Below are 16,196 nucleotides of genomic sequence, written 5' to 3'. Positions count from 1 at the left end.
GATGAACGACGTCGTCACCGCCACCGACCGGGTCCTGGTCGCCTTTGCCGGCCAGGGCTCAGGCACCGGCGCGCTCTCCTGGGGCCAGCGCGAGATCTACCTGGCGATGCAGCACCAGCGCAGCTCGCTGGCCATCGGCGGGCTCAAGCCGCTGCCGCCGGGCACCACCGTGGCCGAGATCGCCGACGAGCTGCGCTACCTGATGACGCGTTACCCCCCGATGCGCACCCGGCTGCGCTACCCGCCCGGCGCCCCGGACCGGCCCACCCAGGAGCTGTTCGCCTCCGGCGAGATCGCCCTGGAGATCTTCGACGTCGCCGAGGGCGAGGACGGCGGGCAGGTCGCCGCGGCCGTGGAGCACCGCTACAAGTACGAGCCGTTCGACCTCGTCGACGCCTGGCCGATCCGGATGGCGGTGACCCGCGAGCACGGCACGGCCACCTACATGATCATCCTGATGGCGCACCTGGTGAGCGACGCAGGCGGTGCGATGGTGATGCTGCGCGAGGTCGAGACCCGCGAGACCGGCCCCGTCCCCGGCATGCAACAGCTCGAACAGGTCGACTGGCAGGCCTCGGACGAGGGCCAGCGGCACAACGCCAGAACCCTGCGCTACTGGGCCGACCTGCTCCGGCGCATCCCCACCCGCCAACTGCCCGAGCCGCACCCGCCGCAGTCTCCCCGGCACTGGGCCGGCGAACTGTGCTCGCCCGCCCTGCCCATCGCGGTCAAGGCGATCACCGAGCGCACCGGCGCCGACTCCTCGGCCGTCTACATGGCCCTGTTCGCCGCGTCACTCGCCCGGATCACCGGCATCAACCCCGTGGTGATGCGCCCGGTGGTGCACAACCGGTTCCGCGCCAAGCTCGTCGGCGTCCTGTGCATGGTCGCCCAGGCCGGCTGCTGCGCCCTCGACCTCGCAGACTCCACCCTCGACGAGGCCGTGGGCCGGGCCGAACGCGCCACCATGGCCGCGTCCAAGCACGCCTATTTCGACCCGTGGGCCCTGAACGACCTGATCGCCGAGGTCGCCCGGGAACGCGACCCCGAACTCGACATCGCCACCTTCTTCAACGACCGGCGCCTGCGCAAGGGCGAAGGCGAATCCACCCTGCCGCCACCGGAACGCGACACGCTCGACCGTGCGCGCGCCGCGAGCGTATTCGTGTGGACCGATAAGCAGGACGACCCGATCGAGCGGCTCTTCCTCCACGTCGAAGACGTCGACGACGTCGAGGGCGCCCCGCTGCGGGTCCAACTGCGCGTGTGCGTCGACACCTGCTACCTCGGCTCGGACGACGCCATCGCCCTCGTCCACGGCATGGAGGCGATCGCCATCGAGGCAGCGCTCGACGCTGGGACCGCGACGGGCATCGCGGGCCCTTCGGAGGCGGAAGCGGCAGGCGTCGCGGGCGTCGCGACCGGTTCGGGGGCGGGCGGATGACGGCGATCACGGCCGTGGCCGCGCACCTGCCGGACCAGCGCGTCCCGATCGAGGACCTCGCGGCCGAATTCGGGCTCACCCCCATGCAGGCGCGCGTCTTCCGGCGCTACCACAAACTCGGCGAGGTACGCATGGACCCGGCCGGCAGCCTGCTCGACCTGCTGCGGGCAGCCGTCTCAGGGCTCGACGCGCTGCGCGGGCAGGAACACCGCGTCCGCTACGTCATCCACGCCCGCTCCTTCCCCGTCGTCACGCCCTACCCGCTCGACCCGGTACGCGAGCTGTGCCGCGAGTTCGGGCTCGACCACGCGAACGTGCTCGCGGTCGGCCACCACGCCTGCGCCACCGGACTGCTCGCCCTCGACGTCGCTGGACGACTGCTCACCGGAGACGAACTCGCCCTCGTCCTGACCGGCGAAAAAGCCTTCACCGCTGATGCACGGACCGTGCCGGAGACCACGTTCTTCGGCGAGGGCGCCGCGGCCTGCCTGGTCAGCGCGGGCCAGGACGGCGACCGGCTGCTGTCCTACGCCGTCGAACAGCACGGCGAGTACGACGAGGCGGTGGCCGGCCCCGCCGACGCGCTCGCGTTCCAGCGCGAATACCCGGACCGGCTCGCCGAGACGATCCTGGCCGCCGTCGCCCGCGCCGGACTAGCCCTCGCCGAGATCGAACTCATCCTGCCGCACAACGTCAACGCCGTGTGCTGGCAACAGGTCTGCCGCCGCCTCGGCTACCCCGCCGCGCAGGTCGTGCTGGAGAACGTGGCCGAGTACGGACACGTGTTCTGCGCCGACAACCTCATCAACTACCTCACGGCCCGACGGCGCGGCCTGCTCGCCCCCGGCACCCGCTACGTCATGGCGGCGGCCGGCGCCGGGCTCGGCGCGACCTACTCCGCGATGGTCTTCGCCCACCACCCACCCCGAAGGGAACGGCCGTGACACTCCAGGACACCGCAGCAGCCGCGCCGGACCTCGACCCGGCCCTACGCGCCGAGGTCGTGGAGCACATCTGCGCGGTGCTCCCGCGCGTGCTCAAGCGCGAGAGCGTCGAGGCGTCGGCCGACAGCACGCTGATGGAGAGCCTCGGCATGGGCTCGACCTCCGCCCTCGAACTCGTCCTGGAACTCGAGGAGGCGATGGCCCGGGAGATCAGCATCGAGGACCTCGGCCGCGAACACTTCCAGACGGTCGGCACCCTCGCCGACTACGTCGCCGGCAACCTGCTCCCGGAAGACGACGGATGAGCGGCCCGCACGGCCTCCGGTTGCGACGCTGCGTCCGCCTCGACTTCGGTGACGAGCCGCTTTCCGGCACACAGGCGCCGGGCGGCGAGGGCGACCGCGCCGCAGCGCGCACGCTCTACCACCGGGATCTGCTGCGCCCCCACGGGCTCGAAACCGGACTCGACACCGCCGCCCTGAAGACACCCGGCCCGTCCTACGGCGAGATGGGCCGCACCCTGCTGGAGGCGGCCGTGTCCCCGGACGAGCCGGTGGATCTGCTCGTCCTCGCGTACGCGGTCCCCGACCTCGAACCCGGCCGCGCCACCGCGACGTACCTGAGCCACCTGTGCCCGGGCCGCCCGATGGCCTTCGCGATCAGCGATCAGGGCACTGCCGCGGCGTTCACCGGCCTGAAGCTGATCGGCGAGTACGCGCGCTCCGGCGACACCCGGCGGGCCGTGCTGCTGATACTCGAGCAGCCGACGCTGCCGTACGACCCGGGCGTCCCGGTGACGCTCCCGGCCGCGGCCGCCGGCGTCGCGCTGGTGCTCGAGGCGCCGGAATCGCATGTGCGCGCGGACGCGGACGCGGATATGGACACGGACGTGGACGCGGCGGAGCTGACGTTGCGTCTGACCTCGGTCTCGGTGGAGCCGGGCGTCGCCGAACCCGAACCGCCCCGCGCGTCCGACGGAACCTCCGTGCTCCTCGGCGCGGGGTTCACCCCGGACGAGACGCGACCGTACACGGGGGTGTGGTGGCAGCTGTTAGGCCTGTTATCTACGCGAGACGACGTGCTGCTGGCGGATTTCGAGCCGGTCTCGCAGTCGGTGTGCCTGGCCGAGTTCAGGGCCCGGACATGAGCATGAGGCCGCACGAGGGCGCTGACGCCGACGTGGTGCACGTCTGGCTGGCCGGGGACGACGTGCCGGAGCCTGCACTCACGCGGATGCACGCCCTGCTCGACGCCGAGGAGCAGCGGCGGGCCGCGGCGTTCCTGCGGCCGGATCACCGGCGCCGGTTCATCGTCGCGCACGCGGCCGCCCGCAGCATCGTCGGCGCGCGCCTCGGCGTGCCCGCGGAGCAGATCCGCTGGCGGATCGGGCCGCACGGCAAACCGAGTGTGGCCGGGCCGCATCCAGGGCCCGACAGCGCGCCCCGCGCCGGGATCGAGGTCAACCTGTCCCACTCCGGCAGCCTGTGCGCGGTCGCGGTCAGCGCGACGCGGCCGGTCGGCGTGGACGTGCAGCGGCTGTGTCCCGGGATGGACGTGGCGGCGATGGCCCGGCGCTACTTCGCCGCGCCCGAGGTGGCGTTCGTGCTGGCCGACACCTCGCCCGAGGTGCGCTCGAGCCGCTTCATCCGGCTGTGGGCGCGCAAGGAGGCCATGGTGAAGGCGGCCGGCGGGCGGCTGCTGCGCGGGATGCCGGTCTCGGTGCTCGACCGCAGCGTCGTCGACTTCGACGACCGGGCGCACCGGCTCGCCGACCTCACGGCCCCGGCCGGATTCCACGCGGCCGTCGCCCTCGGCGGCGACCGGCCCTACCACGTCGTCGAAAGCTGGTGGTCAAGCCGATGATGCACCCTCAGATCCAGGCCATGCGGGAGCGCCGGGCCGAGTCCGGCGCGCCCGCGCTCTACACCCTGTCCCTGGCCGAGGCCCGCGCCGCCGATCTCGCCTCGATCCGCGCCGACGGCGGGGCGAGCGCGCCGGTGTACGCGGTCGAAGACCAGACGATGCCGGGCCCGGACGGCGACCTGCCGATCCGGATCTACCGGCCGCGCGCGCACAGCCCGCTGCCCGTGCTGCTGTACTACTTCGGCGGCGGCTGGACGCTCGGCAGCATCGACACCGCGGACGGGGTCTGCCGGCGCCTGGCCAACGCCGCCGACTGCCTCGTCGTCACCGTGGGATACCGCCTCGCGCCCGAGCGCCCGTTCCCGGCCGCGGTGCACGACTGCCACGCCGCGCTCAGGTGGGTCGTCGAGCACGCCGACGCGCTCGGCGCCGACCCGGACCGGGTGGCCGTGGGCGGGGACAGCGCGGGCGGGAACCTCGCCGCCGCGGTGACGCTGCTCGCGCGGGCCGAGGGCGGACCGGCCCTGGTCGGGCAGCTGCTGGTGTATCCGAACACCGATCAGCTGGCCGACGACGCGTCGCTGCGCGAGAACGATGACCCGTGGCTGTTCAATCGCCGCTCGGTCGCCTGGTACGCCCGCCACTACCTGCCCACCCCCGCCGACGCGGCCAACCCGCTGGCCTCACCGTTGCGCGCGCCGGATCTCAGCAAGCTGCCGCCCGCCCTGGTCATCACGGCCGAGCACGACCCGTTGCGCGACCAGGGCGAGGCGTACGCGCGGCGGCTGGGCGAGGCCGGGGTGGCGGTGGAGCTGAACCGATTCCCCGGCATGGTGCACGGATTCTTCACGATGACCGGCACCGTCGACGCCGCCCGCGCCGCGCTCGAGCAGGCCGCCGGGCAGCTGCGCACCTGGTTCGCCCCTGCCCCATTCACCACTGCCCCGGCCGCCGCACCACCCCCACGTACGCCGCAGCTCCGCACTTCCCCCGACGAGGAGAGCCCCCGATGACGACCAACCTCCGTGCGGCCCTGGCCGCCGATCCGGACCTCGGCGCGGGCAACGTCCTGCCCAAACTCGCCGAGCACGGCGCGGATCCCGAGCGCCCGACCCTCACCTTCGACGTGGACGTGGACGGCATCCCGGCCTGGACCGCGCTGAGCCTGGGCACGCTGACCGAGCGGGTGGCCGCGCGGGCCGAGTGGTTCCACCGCCACGGCGTGCGGCGGCGCGACCCGATCGCGCTGTACGCGACCTCGGCGCCCGACGTGCTGCTCAACGCGTACGCGCTGATGTGGCTCGGCGCCATTCCGGCCCTGATGAACGGCAACATGCCGATCCCGATCGCGGCCGAGTACGTCCGCCGGCTGCGCGCGGCCGGCCTCGTCCTGGACGCGGACCACGCGGCACTGCGCGAGTACGCGCTCGGCACCCCGATCCTCGGCGACGCGGCCGAGACCGGCACCGGGGACCCGGCCCTGGCGCCGCCGCACGTGCGTCACCACCCGGACGATCCGATCGCGGTGACCCACTCCTCCGGCACGACCCGCACCCCGGCCGCCGCGGTGCACTCGCACTTCAGCCTGTTCGCGGCGGTCAGGGCGCTGCGTCTGGCCCAGCCGCGCTCGCGCGGGCAGGTGCGGGAGCTGTCGGTGATGCCCGCCGCGCACGCGGCCGGCCTGGTGACGGTCAATCAGTCCCTGTGCAACGGCTACGAACTGCTCTTCCTCTCGGCCCAGGGCGGTCCGTTCGAGCACAGCGGCGCGACGATCCTGGACGCGATCGAGCGCTGGCGGCCCACCGGCGTGTTCGGCTTCGCGGTGACCTGGTCCGAACTCGCCCGCCACGACCTGACCGCGCGCGATCTGAGCTCGGTGCGCAACTGGAACAGCACCGGCGACTGCGCCCACGAGACGCACATCCGCCGGCTGGTCGCGGTAGGCAGCCACCCGGTGGTCACCCGCGGCGGCGTGGCCGACCTGCCGGGTTCGCGGTTCATCGACATGCTCGGCTCGACCGAGATGGGCCACAGCGCGTTCGAGATGATCCACACGCACGAGAGCGACCGGTACGGGCGCTGCGTCGGCAAGGTGCACCCGTTCGCCGAGGTGGTGCTGCTGGACCGGGAGACCGGCGAGGAGGTGGCGGACGGCCAGGTCGGGCATGTGGGCCTCAAGTCGCCGTCGCTGGCGCCCGGCTACTGGAACGACTCGGTCGGTACCTACCGCGACCGGCTGCGCGGCTACTACCTGACCGGCGACCTGATGTACCGGGACGCGCAGGGCTACTACTACCACGTGGACCGTGCCAACGACGCGATCGACCTCGGCGACGGAGAGCACCTCTATACCGCGCTTTCGGAAGAACGCATCCTGACGCACTGCCCGGACGTACGCGACTGCACGGTCTTGGCCGCGCGCGAGGACGACGGCCGCGTGGTCACGGACGTACTGCTGCAGCTCGTGGAGGGCGCCGACCCGGCGGCCGACCGCGAGCCGCTGGTGCGCGCCGCGCTCGGCGAGGCCGCGGCCGTCACGGTGCGGCGCGTGGTGAACGTGCCCGACGACGGCGTGGTGACCGGCCCGACCGGCAAGGTCCGCAAGTTCCTGATGCGCCAGGATCTGCTGGCCGAGGTGGCGCGCGGGCGGGTCGACCCGAGCACGGTCTGAGCGCAGTCCGAGCCCGGTCTGAGCGCGGTCCGAGCCCGGTCTGAGGACGGGCGAGGTGTGACGGCGCCCCCTGTCACGTCGTCACACCTCGAGTCCCAGGAGATATTCTGCGCCGCGCCCACGACCGTGGTCCCGTTTCCCGCACAAGTCCGCACACGGTCCGGTTTCCGTCTCAGGCGGGTGCGTGCGGGTGCGTATGCGGATGTGGCCGGGCGTCGGTCAGCAGCGTGACGGCGATGCCGATCAGGCTGCCGACGAGCGTGTCGACGAGGCGTTCGCCGATCAGGGTGTTCGCCGTGGCGTTGCCCGGCAGCGAGGTGATCAGCAGCGCCATCGGGGTGACCCAGACCGTGCCGAGCCAGTAGTTGGCCGTGATGAAGACCTCGATGACGACCCCGGTGATCAGCACCAGCGTCACCAGCGCCAGATCGCTGTTCTTCGCCAGCGGGTCCAGGATCGCGAACACCCCGACGCCGAGCAGCGTCCCGACGGTGCGCTGCATCGCCCGCTGCCCGTGGTGGACCCGGGTGCCGACGAACACCGCCGCGGCCGTGACCATCGCCCAGTACGGCCGGCCGACGCCGATCAGCTCGGCCGCGTAGCCCGAGGCCGCGACTCCGAGCAGGCAGCGCAGCGCGGGCCCGATCAGCTGCGGGTCCGCCTCTACCGGCGGGTCGCCCGGGGACCAGGGGCGCCGCCCGCCGCGACTGTGCCAGAGCGCCGGGGTGATCACGACCGCGCACGCCCACACGCCGCAGATCACGAACGTGAGCCAGCGCACGGGCAGCTGGCTCACCGGCACGCCCGGCGCGAACAGGACCCCGAGGTCGAGGAAGGCGAGCACCACGTGCCGGGGCGGGCCGACCCGGTACTTCTCGCACGCCAGCTTCTGCGTCGCGGCGAGCACGCTGCCGACGAGCACCAGCAGCGGGACCCCCGGGTGCGCGGCCGCGACCAGGCACACCAGCACCAGCGACGCGGCCTGGCCGACGAAGAGCCCGGACATCTTGCGCACCCGCGTGGGCAGGTCGAGCTCGTGCCCGTAGAGCACCAGCATCGAGCCGGTCAGCGCGTAGAAGGCCAGGTCCAGGCGTCCGATGCCGTAGAGCGTGTAGAGCACGGCCCCGTTCGTCACCAGCACGGCCAGGGCACGGCGATACCAGGTGGGCGAGATCCGGCCGACCTTCAGCCATTCCCGTGGGCTGTACCCTTCCGGCAGACTCCATCGCGGCATGATCGCAGCGTAGAGACGCCGTCGGCACGGGCCGAGCCGCCACGCCCGGTCGGACGGTCCGTCACACGCCGCGTCACACGGCCGCGTACAGGACCGTTTCGATCCGGCGCAGGATCGCGGCGAGCGCGGGCGCGTCGTAGCTGGAGGAGTCGGTGCCCAGGGTGAGCGCCGAGGTCTCGCCCACGTCCCAGACGTCGAAGGTGAGTTCGCCGGAGTAGACCTCGCCGTGTCCGGAGATGTCGGCCAGCTCGCTCGCCGCCGCCAACGCGGCGATCTCGGCCGGCTCGGCGGCCGCCGCGGCGAGCCGGCCCGGGTCGATCGGCCGGATATTGACGAAGTACGCGTTGGTCGCCGGGCGCCCGAGCGTGGCCGAGGCCTGATCGAGGGAAGCGGTGAACAGCTCCGGGTCACGGCGCCCGTAGCGCAGCGCGCGCAGCATCGCGGCCCCGGCCGCGCGGCACAGCTCGCCGAACTCCTGCGCGCGCACGTCCACCGCGCACAGCACGACTCCGACGAGGTGCGCGACCGACTCGCGGGTCTGCGGGGTCTGCCGGTTGGAGGCGACGAGGTTGACCGCGCACTGATCGAGCCCGCCGTGCTCGGCCAGGGCCCTGCTGTAGGCGGCGAGCAGCACGGCGGCCGCGGTGACCCGGTGGCGGGCGGCCAGCAGCCCGATCGCGGGCGCGAGGGCGCGGGACTTGAGGCTGACGAAGTGGTAGAGGACGCCGGCCGGTTCTTCGCGCGGGCCGGCCAGCAACGGCATGGGTGCGTCGGCCAGGGCGGCGCGGTCGTGCGCGTCGGCGTCGCGGGCGTAGGCGCGACCGGCCTCGCTCTGTTCGTACGCGGCGATCTCGCGCGGCTGCCAGGACACGCGTAGCCGCGCCTCGGGATCGGCGGCCAGCCGGGCGACGTGCCGGGCGATCACCTCGGCGCCGATGGCGTCTGCCGCGCCGTGATGGAGCGTCAGGACCAGGTCGGTCGGCGTGTCGTGGACCGTGACGACGGCGAAGCGCACCGGCGGGTCATCGAGGCCGAACCCGGGCTTCGCCATCAGCTCGGCGAGATCCCGCAGCGCCTCGGTGTCGTGCGGGGCCTCGGCGGCGTACTGCTCCGCGGTGACGCTGCCCTCGGCGAGCACCACCGGGTCGCCGTAGACGTCGCCGACGCGGGGGTAGCGGCTGCGCAGGGATTCGCTGCGTTCGACGACGCGCCCGATCGCGCGGGTGACGCTCGCGAGGTCGGGGGCGCCCTCGAGCGGCCAGACCATGCGGACGTTGACGTTGCCGAGGCCGTCGACGTGCGGCTTGCACCGCTGCCCCAGCTGGAAGCGCTGCGCCCAGGTCAGCGGGTGGCTGCCGGAGGTCTCGGCGGCGAAGGCGATCTCGTGGCGGGCGACGTGGCGCAGCGTGGTCGTCGTGGTCATCGGGGGCTCAGCTCGCGTACGCCGCGGCCTGCAGGCCGTAGAGGTCGGCGTAGCGCCCGCCCGCGGCGAGCAGTTCGGCGTGCGGTCCGTGTTCCACGAGCTTCCCCTTGTCCAGGACGAGGATCAGGTCCGCACCCGCGACGGTGGAGAAGCGGTGCGAGACGATCACGGTGACGGCTCCGGCGCGCTCGGCCAGTTCCCGGGCGCGGGCCATGTAGTGCAGGAAGATCTCCTGCTCGCTCGGCGCGTCCAGCGAGGCGGTGGGTTCGTCGAGCACGAACAGCAGCGGGCCCGGGCGCATCGAGGCGCGGGCGAGCGCGGTCTTCTGCCACTGGCCCTCGGACAGGTCCACCCCGCCGAGCGCCCGGCCGAGCTGTGTCTCCTGGCCCTCGGGCAGCCGGGCGACGAAGGTGTCCGCGTCGGCGGCGGTCAGCGCGGCGGCGGTGCGCGCGCGGTCGTCGATGTACGGGACGTCGCCGAGCCCGACCGTCTCGGCCAGACGGGTGCGGTAGCGGCCGAAGTCCTGGAACGCGACGCTGGTGGCGGCCCGCCAGCCGACCGTGTCGAGCGCGGCCAGCGGCGTGCCGTCCACCCGGATCACGCCGGACTCCGGCCGGTAGAGCTTGGTCAGCAGCTTGACCAGGGTGGTCTTGCCGGAGCCGTACTCCCCCACCACGGCCACCACCGAGCCGGCCGGCAGCAGGATGCTGACGTCGTCCAGGGCCGGGCGGTCCGCGCCCGGGTAGCGGAAGGTCAGGCCCTCGAGCGCGATGCCTCGGGTCAGCGCGGCGGGCGCGGGCCCGGTGCTGCCCTCGGCCCGCACCCGCTCGGCCTCGATGTAGTCGCGCAGCCAGAGGTAGGGCTCGACGACCCGGCGCGCGGCCGTGGCGGTGGTGGTGCCGCTGACCGTGGTCTGCACCGACTGCAGCAGCGTGACCGCGACGGTGATGGCCAGCACGATGTCGCCGGCCGAGCCGTGCCCGTGCGCGACCCGGTAGATCACCGCGGCCAGCCCGGCGGTGAAGCCGAGGCTGAAGACGAACCAGCCGGTCACGGTCCACAGCGACGCGGTGACCTGGGCCCGGGTGCGGGCGCGCACGGCGTGGTCCCAGGCCGCGGCCTGCCGAGACGCGAGCTGCTCGCCCGCGCCCGCGACCCGTACCTCCTTGCCGGTGCCGGCCTGGGTGGCGAGGTCGAACAGGTGCTGTTGCAGCCGGTAGGACTCGGCCGTGTCGGTCTCGGCCCGGCTGACGGCGCGTTGGCCGCGCTGGTCGAACCACAGCGGCGCGGCGGCGAAGCCGAGCAGCGCCAGCAGCCAGGGGCTGACCGTGCCGAGCAGCAGCAGCGCCACCGCCAGCTGCGCGGCGCCGAACACGGCCATGACCGCGGCCCAGAAGCCGTTGACGATGCTCCAGGTGGACCCGGCCACGATCACCGTGCGGTCCAGGAAGTCGCCGCTCTCGAGGTGTTCGATGCCGTCGAGAGAGGCGATGTCCCGGTGCACCGAGGCGCTCAGGTCCAGCAGCGAGACCTTGTCGATGATCAGGCCCTTGATGTTTCCGCCGAGGTCCGCGGTGACCGCCGTCACCGCGTACGCCACGGCGGCGCCCAGCGCGGCGGCCACGGCCGTGCCGGCCCGGCCCTGCGCGCTGGCGTTGACCGCGGCGCGCAGGCACAGCGCCGTGACCGCGACCACGGCGACCGCGGCGGTCTGGGTGAGCAGCAGCGCGAGGGTCAGGCCCGGCACCCGCCGCACCGAGATCCGCAGCAGCTCCCGGCCCAGCGCGAGGTGGCGGCGGGCGGAGTGGTGCGGCTCGGCGGCGGGGTCGAGGGCTTCGGCTGTGTTGTTTTCTGCCGGGGCGGCGGCCGCGGTGTCGTCGGGGTCGGAGTCGGTCAGGCGGCCCATGGCGCGGTCTCTTCCTGGTCGGGGTCGACTCGGTCGTCGTAGCCGCGGGTGAAGCGCTCGGCCTGGATGGCGAACAGTTCGGCGTAGCGGCCGCCGAGCGCGAGCAGCTCGTCGTGGTCGCCGGTCTCGGTGATCCGCCCGTCCTCGAGCAGCACGATCCGGTCGGCCTGGCGCACGGTGGAGAGCCGGTGCGAGATCAGCACCACCCCGGCGTCGTGCTTGTGCGCGGCGAGCCGGTGGAAGACGTCGAACTCGGTGCGCACGTCGAGGTGCGCCGTGGGTTCGTCGAGCACGAGCAGCCGGGCTCCGGTGTGCACGGCGTAGAGCGCGCGGGCCAGCACCACCTGCTGCCACTGCCCGCCGGACAGGTCCACTCCCCCGGCCACCGCGCGCGAGAGCGGCGTGTCCCAGCCGTCGGGCAGACGGGTGAGCAGCTGGTCCAACCCGGCGTCGCGGGCGGCGGCGGCCAACGCGTCCTCGTCCACCGGGATGCGGCCGCGGCCGAGGGCGACGTTGTCGCGCACCGGCAGGTGGTACTTGGCGAAGTCCTGGAAGACGACCGAGATCTGCTCCCGCCAGGCGTCGATCCCGGCCGGGCCGAGTTCGCGCCCGCCGGCGGTGATGCGGCCGCCGGTGGGCAGGTAGAGCCCCGACAGCAGTTTGATCAGGGTGGACTTCCCGGCCCCGTTGAGCCCGACCAGCGCGAGTAGTTCGCCCTGGCGGATTTCGAGATCGAGGCCGTCCAGGACGAGGCGCTCGGTGCCGGGGTAGCGGAAGCTGACGTCCTCGAAGCGCACCAGGCCGGCGGCGTCAGACGCGTCGTCAGGAGCGGGCGCCGGGGCGGGCACCTCGGCGGACGCTGCTGTGGCCGAGGGCCCGAGCGCCGCGCACAGTTCGTCGTACGCCACCAGGCTGTCGGCCGCCGCCCGCACCGAGCGCACATCCTCGCTGTAGCCCAGGGTCTGGAACACCGACCAGCCCGCCGCGAACACGGCGGTCTCCAGCGCGACCGAGGACCGCCCGTGCGCGGCACGGTCGGCCACCTCGCCGAACAGGATCAGCAGCGGCGTGGCGACCAGCAGGAACTGCGTCCACTCGTTGCGCAGCAGCCGCACGGACATGGCCCAGATCGGCTCGAACATGATCAGTGCGTGGTGCATCATGCGCCCGAGCATCCAGTCCTCGGCGCCGAAGACGCGCTGCTCCACGGCGGTGCCCGGAGTCAACACGGCTTGCTTCCACACGTCGGCGTGCAGCCACTCCGGGTTGCTGGCGCGCCAGACCCGGGTGAACTGGTGCGCCTGGCGGTTGCGCAGGTACTGGTTGGCCGCGGCCGGTCCGAGCAGCAGCGGAATCGGCCACAGCGCGTACCCGGCCAGCACGGCGCAGGACCCGATCAGCCCGGTCAGGCCCAGCAGCAGCCGCAACTGCCCGAGCGCCCCGTCCGCCGGGGTGCGCTCGGTCCAGTTCTCCGGCTCGGCCCGCGACAGGCGGATCAGGGCCTGGACGTCCGGACGCTCGAGGGCCTCGATCGTGGGCGTGGTCGCGGCCAGCCGGGCCAGCCGCGCGCGGTGCGCCCCGTCGATCCGGGCCCGGGCCAGGTAGGTGAGCGGCCCGGTGGCGGCGTCGATGACGTGCCCGGCCAGCAGCACCAGGCCGAACAGCAGCAGCGGCACCAGTTCCGCGGCGAACACCGTCGCCGGGGCGTGCGACTCGGCCCGCTCGACCAGCGCGGCCATGATCAGCGCCGTCGCCGCCGGAAGCAGGCTCTTGACGAGCGCGAGCCCGGTGATGGCGGTGAGCGGCCCGCGTCCGGCCGGCCCGAGTATGCGCAGCAGAGCGATGCGCGGATGCGCGGCCGCGGGCGACTTCGGGGCCTCGGGTGCCTTCGGCGTCGCGGGCGGTTTCAGAGCAGCGGCGGTCGTGGAGGTCACTCGTTTCCCTTGCGCGTGAGCAGCCGGGCCAGGTTGCCGGACAGGATCAGGGCCTGCTCGCGGCGGCGCACCCCGGCGAAGACCTCGGTCCCCTCGGTCACCTCGCGCACCAGCCGGGTCAGCCCGCCGGTCATCCGGTTGAGCGGCCAGTCGGTCCCGAAGATCATCTTGTGGTTCAGCCCCAGCCGGAACGCCCGGTTCAGGTGCGTGGGCCAGCCGTCCGGCAGCGCCGCCCCGGCGAAGCCGCCGAGGTCGAGGTGCACGTTCGGGCGGTGCAACGCGAGATCCGCGCACACGTCGAAGTAGGTGACGGCGCCGTGCCCGAGGATGAACTCGACCCCGGGGAACTCGCGCGCGGCGCGGTCGATCAGCATCGGATGCGCGGGCTCATAGTCGAGGCTGCGCACGGTCGGACCGGTGTGCACGAACACCGGCAGCCCGCGTTCGGCGCAGATCTCGTAGTAGGGGAACAGGCGCTCGTCGCTCGGGCTGTAGCCGCACGGCGGGTAGAGCTTGAGCCCTTCGAACCCGTACTGCGTCACCGCGTGTTCGAACGCGGCGATGCCGTCGGCGCCGTGTCGCGGGTCGGCCCCGATGAACACCCAGAAGCGCCCGGGGTGGCGCAGCCGGATCTCGTGGTGGCGCCGCGCCATCTCCTCAGGCGTGAGCGGGCAGTCCATCCGCAGGCTGAAGTCCGGCACCATCAGCACCGAGCGGGCCACCCCGGCCGCGTCCATCTCGGCCACCAGCGCGTCCGCGTCGTGGTCCTGGTGCTGGGCGGCGTACGCGTCGACGAGCCGGGCCAGCGGCGGCGCGGCGCCCTGCGCCTCGAGCGCCCGGTGCACCGTGGCGGCGACGTCCTCCATGAACTGACGCGGAATGAAGTCGGTGGAGGCGACGTGGCAGTGCCCGTCGTAGATCAGCGGCGGCGCGGGCCTGCTCGCCGCGTCGGTCGCTGTCTCGGTCTCGGTCTCGGTTTCGGTCGCGCTCGTCATCCGGCGGCCTGCCGTTCGGTGAAGGTGGCGACCAGCGCACGGACCGTGACGTGCGCGGTCGGGTCGAAGGACTCGAAGTCGAACTTGACCCCGGTGCGCTCCTCAAGGAACGCGATCATCGCGACCAGGCCCATCGAGTCCAGCAGGCCGCCCGCCATCAGGTCGGTCTCCGGACCCGGCGCGCCGCCGCCCTCGCCCTCGGTCCAGTCGGCGATCCAGGCGAGCAGTTCGTCCTCGAGTGCGGTGTGCTGCGGATCCGGGCTCACCGGGTGCCTCCAGTCAGTGCGAGGGCGGTGCCGCCCATGATCAGTCGTCGATGTGCCGGTTTGACCCCCGCCAGCACGCCCGCGCTGTCGCGGAACGCGCTCAGCAGGCCCGCGAGGGTGTGCGTGAGCCGGTGCGCGGACCAGTCGGTCCCGAACAGGATCTTGTGGTTCACGCCGCGGCGGAACAGCGCGGCCAGGTGGTGGCCCGCGCCCTGCGCGTCGAGGGCGCCCGCGTACCCCGCGATGTCGAGGTACACGTTCGGCCGGTGCCGGCACAGGAACGCGGCCTCCTCGACGTTGCGCACCCCGCCGTGCCCGAGCACGAAGTTGACGCCGGGAAAGTCGCGGGCCGCGTTGTCCACCAGCAGCGGGCTGCCATAGCTGTAGTCCAGGCTCTGATAGGCCGGGCCGGTGTGGGTGAGCACGGGCAGACCGCGCGCGGCGCAGATCTCGTAGTACGGATACAGCCGCCGGTCGCTCGGCGAGTACCCGGCCAGCGGGTAGAGTTTGACGCCCTCGAACCCGTACGTCTCCACGCAGTGCTCGAGCAGCACCGGGCCCTGCTCCCCGGCCCGCGGGTCCACGCCCCAGTACACCCCGAAGCGCCCCGGGTGCCTGCGCCTGACCTCGTCGTGCAGCGCGGCCAGCGCCGGACGGTCCAGGGCGCACGCGGCGACGTGCGAGAAGTCCGGGATGACCAGCATCGTGCGGGCCACCCCGGCCCCGTCCATCTCCGCGACCAGGCGGTCCGCGTCGTGGTCCTGATACAGCCCGGCCACCCGCGTGCGGATCGTCTCGTACGCCACCGGCGCGCCGGAACCGGCCAGCCGGCGGTGTACGTTGCGTGCCTGCTCGTCGATGAACCGCGCGGGCACCGCCAGATCGCTGGCCAGGTTCACGTGCGCGTCCACGGTCGGATACGCGGGCTCCGGGGGCTCGGCCGTCACAGGGCCACCGCGTCGGCCGCGCGTTCGGCGAAGTGCGCGGTCGCGGCCGGACGCGAGAGCTTCATGTTCGCGGTCAGGAACGCGCGGTCGGCTCCGAGCGGCTGCTCGCGGAAGACCACCGAGACGATCCGCCGGTACGGCTCGAGCCCGGCGTTGACCTCCCGGATCCGCTCGGCCACCCGGCCGCGCAACTCCTCGTCGCCCGCCAGGTCCGGGGTCACGAGCGCGCCCAGCACCGACCCGCGCGGCCCCGGCACGACCACGAGTTCGGCGATGCCCGGCGCTCCGGCGAACAGCGCCTCGATCTCGGCCGGGTGCACCTTGCGCCCCGAGCCCAGCGCGATCAGGTCCTTGCGACGCCCGAGCAGGGTGAGGAACCCGTCCTCGTCCAGCAGGCCGAAGTCGCCGGTGGCGATGGCGCCGTCCGGCAGGAACGTCTGCGCCGCGATCTCCTCGTCCACGCCGAAGTAGCCCAGGCTCAGCGGCGCCGCCCGGCGGATGTAGAGCTCGCTGTCCTGCTGGAACTCGACCGACTCGGGGTCGATCAGCCGGCCCACCGCTGTCTCTTA

At 73.2% G+C, this 16,196-nt stretch carries 15 protein-coding genes; 7 read left to right on the top strand and 8 right to left on the bottom strand.

Features of this window, described 5'->3' with window-relative positions; translation table 11 throughout:
• Position 1 precedes the first annotated feature (1 nt).
• The 7 genes from KDL01_RS19865 to KDL01_RS19835 are packed head-to-tail and all read left to right on the top strand — an operon-like array spanning position 2 to position 6,922.
• The gene (locus KDL01_RS19865; RefSeq protein ID WP_212530036.1) at positions 2-1,444 is read left to right on the top strand and encodes a condensation domain-containing protein; all 1,443 of its coding nucleotides are present in this window, start codon (positions 2-4) and stop codon (positions 1,442-1,444) included.
• Positions 1,441-2,388 (top strand): 3-oxoacyl-[acyl-carrier-protein] synthase III C-terminal domain-containing protein, encoded by a 948-nt coding sequence (locus tag KDL01_RS19860; RefSeq protein ID WP_212530035.1) that lies wholly within the window; start codon positions 1,441-1,443, stop codon positions 2,386-2,388. Before KDL01_RS19865 ends, KDL01_RS19860 begins: the two co-directional genes overlap by 4 nt.
• Positions 2,385-2,693, top strand: coding sequence for a phosphopantetheine-binding protein (locus KDL01_RS43565; protein WP_212530034.1), 309 nt, complete (start codon positions 2,385-2,387; stop codon positions 2,691-2,693). The genes KDL01_RS19860 and KDL01_RS43565 overlap by 4 nt, the downstream gene beginning before the upstream one ends.
• Positions 2,690-3,535, top strand: a complete 846-nt coding sequence (locus KDL01_RS19850) for a hypothetical protein (RefSeq protein ID WP_212530033.1) — start codon at positions 2,690-2,692, stop codon at positions 3,533-3,535. The genes KDL01_RS43565 and KDL01_RS19850 overlap by 4 nt, the downstream gene beginning before the upstream one ends.
• Positions 3,532-4,251, top strand: a complete 720-nt coding sequence (locus KDL01_RS19845) for a 4'-phosphopantetheinyl transferase family protein (RefSeq protein ID WP_212530032.1) — start codon at positions 3,532-3,534, stop codon at positions 4,249-4,251. Before KDL01_RS19850 ends, KDL01_RS19845 begins: the two co-directional genes overlap by 4 nt.
• Entirely contained in the window at positions 4,248-5,264 is a 1,017-nt protein-coding gene (lipP1, locus tag KDL01_RS19840; RefSeq protein ID WP_212530031.1) for a LipP1 family hormone-sensitive lipase, read from the top strand. Before KDL01_RS19845 ends, lipP1 begins: the two co-directional genes overlap by 4 nt.
• The gene (locus KDL01_RS19835) at positions 5,261-6,922 is read left to right on the top strand and encodes a class I adenylate-forming enzyme family protein (protein ID WP_212530030.1); all 1,662 of its coding nucleotides are present in this window, start codon (positions 5,261-5,263) and stop codon (positions 6,920-6,922) included. The genes lipP1 and KDL01_RS19835 overlap by 4 nt, the downstream gene beginning before the upstream one ends.
• A 172-nt stretch (positions 6,923-7,094) precedes the next feature.
• Here the strand turns inward: KDL01_RS19835 and KDL01_RS19830 are convergent, their stop codons facing one another.
• The 8 genes from KDL01_RS19830 to KDL01_RS19795 all read right to left on the bottom strand — a co-directional run bounded on the left by KDL01_RS19830 (position 7,095) and on the right by KDL01_RS19795 (position 16,184).
• Positions 7,095-8,156: an FUSC family protein gene (locus KDL01_RS19830; protein WP_212530029.1), complete on the bottom strand. Its 1,062-nt coding sequence runs from the start codon at positions 8,154-8,156 to the stop codon at positions 7,095-7,097.
• Positions 8,157-8,229: 73 nt separating this feature from the next.
• Complete coding sequence (locus KDL01_RS19825; protein ID WP_212530028.1) at positions 8,230-9,579, bottom strand: condensation domain-containing protein; 1,350 nt, start codon at positions 9,577-9,579, stop codon at positions 8,230-8,232.
• A gap of 7 nt (positions 9,580-9,586) precedes the next feature.
• A complete protein-coding gene (locus KDL01_RS19820; protein ID WP_212530027.1) occupies positions 9,587-11,485 on the bottom strand; it encodes an ATP-binding cassette domain-containing protein in 1,899 nt (632 codons plus the stop codon).
• Entirely contained in the window at positions 11,473-13,419 is a 1,947-nt protein-coding gene (locus KDL01_RS45330; RefSeq protein WP_212530026.1) for an ATP-binding cassette domain-containing protein, read from the bottom strand. The genes KDL01_RS19820 and KDL01_RS45330 overlap by 13 nt, the downstream gene beginning before the upstream one ends.
• Positions 13,416-14,414: an amidohydrolase family protein gene (locus KDL01_RS19810; RefSeq protein WP_212530025.1), complete on the bottom strand. Its 999-nt coding sequence runs from the start codon at positions 14,412-14,414 to the stop codon at positions 13,416-13,418. Before KDL01_RS19810 ends, KDL01_RS45330 begins: the two co-directional genes overlap by 4 nt.
• Positions 14,411-14,680 (bottom strand): acyl carrier protein, encoded by a 270-nt coding sequence (locus tag KDL01_RS19805; protein WP_212530024.1) that lies wholly within the window; start codon positions 14,678-14,680, stop codon positions 14,411-14,413. Before KDL01_RS19805 ends, KDL01_RS19810 begins: the two co-directional genes overlap by 4 nt.
• Positions 14,677-15,627, bottom strand: a complete 951-nt coding sequence (locus KDL01_RS19800) for an amidohydrolase family protein (RefSeq protein WP_212530023.1) — start codon at positions 15,625-15,627, stop codon at positions 14,677-14,679. The genes KDL01_RS19805 and KDL01_RS19800 overlap by 4 nt, the downstream gene beginning before the upstream one ends.
• Positions 15,624-16,184 (bottom strand): acyl-CoA synthetase family protein, encoded by a 561-nt coding sequence (locus KDL01_RS19795; RefSeq protein WP_212530022.1) that lies wholly within the window; start codon positions 16,182-16,184, stop codon positions 15,624-15,626. The genes KDL01_RS19800 and KDL01_RS19795 overlap by 4 nt, the downstream gene beginning before the upstream one ends.
• Positions 16,185-16,196: the final 12 nt, after the last annotated feature.

The sequence above is a fragment of the Actinospica durhamensis genome, from assembly GCF_018139695.1.
GTDB classification, from domain to species: domain Bacteria; phylum Actinomycetota; class Actinomycetes; order Streptomycetales; family Catenulisporaceae; genus Actinospica; species Actinospica durhamensis.
The sequence above is the reverse complement of the archived record's forward strand: the minus strand, read 5'-3'. Positions and strand labels throughout refer to the sequence as shown.